Origin of the sequence: Sphingomonas sp., from assembly GCF_035555815.1 — a bacterium.
In the GTDB taxonomy this organism is placed as follows: Bacteria; Pseudomonadota; Alphaproteobacteria; order Sphingomonadales; family Sphingomonadaceae; genus Sphingomonas.
Genome location: NZ_DATMGG010000145.1, coordinates 1 through 1,887 on the forward strand (window position 1 = coordinate 1; position 1,887 = coordinate 1,887).

The 1,887-nt window shown below is 67.4% G+C and carries 2 protein-coding genes; both read left to right on the forward strand.

The window, feature by feature from the left end; genetic code table 11:
- Positions 1-587: methylenetetrahydrofolate reductase (locus VNR91_RS08180; RefSeq protein WP_325490280.1), on the forward strand; the 587-nt coding region annotated here is incomplete at its 5' end.
- 66 nt (positions 588-653) lie between these two features.
- Entirely contained in the window at positions 654-1,718 is a 1,065-nt protein-coding gene (locus tag VNR91_RS08185; protein WP_325490281.1) for a homocysteine S-methyltransferase family protein, read from the forward strand.
- Positions 1,719-1,887: the final 169 nt, after the last annotated feature.

The following is a 1,887-nucleotide window of genomic DNA, read 5'->3' on the forward strand; positions in this document are numbered from 1 at the left end:
TCGCGCTGCGCGGCGATCCGCCGGTGGCGGGGGCGAAGTTCGCGTCGCCCGAAGGCGGATATGAGAATGCGGCGGCGCTGGTCGCCGGGCTGCGCCGGCTCCACCCGTTCGAGATATCGGTCGCGGCCTATCCCGAGAGCCACCCGGATTCTGTCGATGCGGCGGCCGATCTCGACAACCTCAAGCGCAAGATCGACGCCGGGGCGACGCGCGCGATCACCCAGTTCTTTCACGAGGCGGAGACGTTCCTGCGCTATCGCGACGCGGTGGCGGCGGCCGGGATCACCGCGGAGATCATTCCGGGGATCATGCCGGTGATGAACTTCGCCAGCGTCCAGCGCATGTCGGCGATGTGCGGCACCGCGGTGCCCGGCTGGATGGGCACGCTGTTCGAGGGGCTGGACGATCACCCCGCCGCGCGCCAGCTGGTCGCGGCGACGGTCGCGGCGGAACTCTGTCGGCGGCTGTACGCGGGCGGGGTGCGCGATTTCCACTTCTACACGCTCAACCGCGCCGAACTGAGCTATGCGATCTGCCACCTGCTGGGGCTGCGGCCGGGCGCGGCGGCGGGCGAGGTGGCGGCGTGAGCGGCCGCTTCACCGGTTGCGGCGGCGCAGAGACGGCGGGCCATGTCCCCGCGACGGAGAATTGAGATGACGCCACGCGAGACCCTGCTGGCCGAGGCGGCCAAGCGCATCCTGATCACCGACGGCGCGTTCGGCACCGAGATCCAGAACTGGAAGCTGGCCGAGGCCGACTATGCCGGGTCGCTGGGGCTGAGCCACGACCAGAAGGGCAACAACGACATATTGGCGATCACCAAGCCCGAGGTGCCGGCGACGATCACCCGCGCCTATCTGGATGCGGGATCGGACATCGTGTCGACCAACACCTTTTCCGCCAACATCATCAGTCAGGCCGATTACGGCGCCGAGCATCTGGTGCGCCAGATCAACGTCGAGAGCGCGAAGATCGCGCGGAAGCTGGCGGATGAATATGCCGCGAAGGATGCCGAGAATGGAATCAGCCGCCCGCGCTTCGTCGCCGGGGCGATCGGGCCGACCAACAAGACGCTGTCGCTGTCGCCCGACGTCAACGACCCCGGCTATCGCGAGATCGATTTCGATTATCTGAAGGATGTGTACCGCGACCAGATCGACGCGCTGGTCGAGGGCGGGGCCGACTTCATCCTGATCGAGACGGTGTTCGACACGCTGAACGCCAAGGCCGGGGTGATGGCGGCGATCGAGGCGGGCGAGGCGCTGGGGCGCGACCTGCCGATCATGCTGTCGATGACGCTGACCGACCTGTCGGGGCGCAACCTGTCGGGCCACACGGTCGAGGCGTTCTGGCACGCGGTGCGCCATGCCCGGCCGGTGACGATCGGGCTGAACTGTTCGTTCGGGGCGGAGCAGCTGCGCCCGCACGTCAAGACGCTGAGCGCGATCGCCGATACCCTCATCATGGTCTACCCCAACGCCGGGTTGCCCAACGAGCTGGGCGCCTATGACGAGATGCCGGAGACCACCGCCGGGCTGGTCAAGGAATGGGCGGAAGCGGGTCAGGTCAACATCCTGGGCGGATGCTGCGGATCGACCCCGGCGCATATCAAGGCGATCGCCGACGCGGTCGCCGGCCTGCCGCCGCGCGCGATCGCGCACCCCGAGGTGCGGACCCGGCTGGCGGGGCTGGAGCCGTTCATCATGGCGGTGGGATGAGGACAATCCTTTCTCCGTTCGCCCTGAGCTTGTCGAAGGGCCGTATTTCTCCCGAAGAAGGGCAGGGCTTCGACAAGCTCCGCCCGAACGTGTTTTGAGTTGATCGTTTCATGACCCAGCCCTCCTCCACCAGTTTCGTCAACATCGGCGAGCGCACCAACGTCACGGG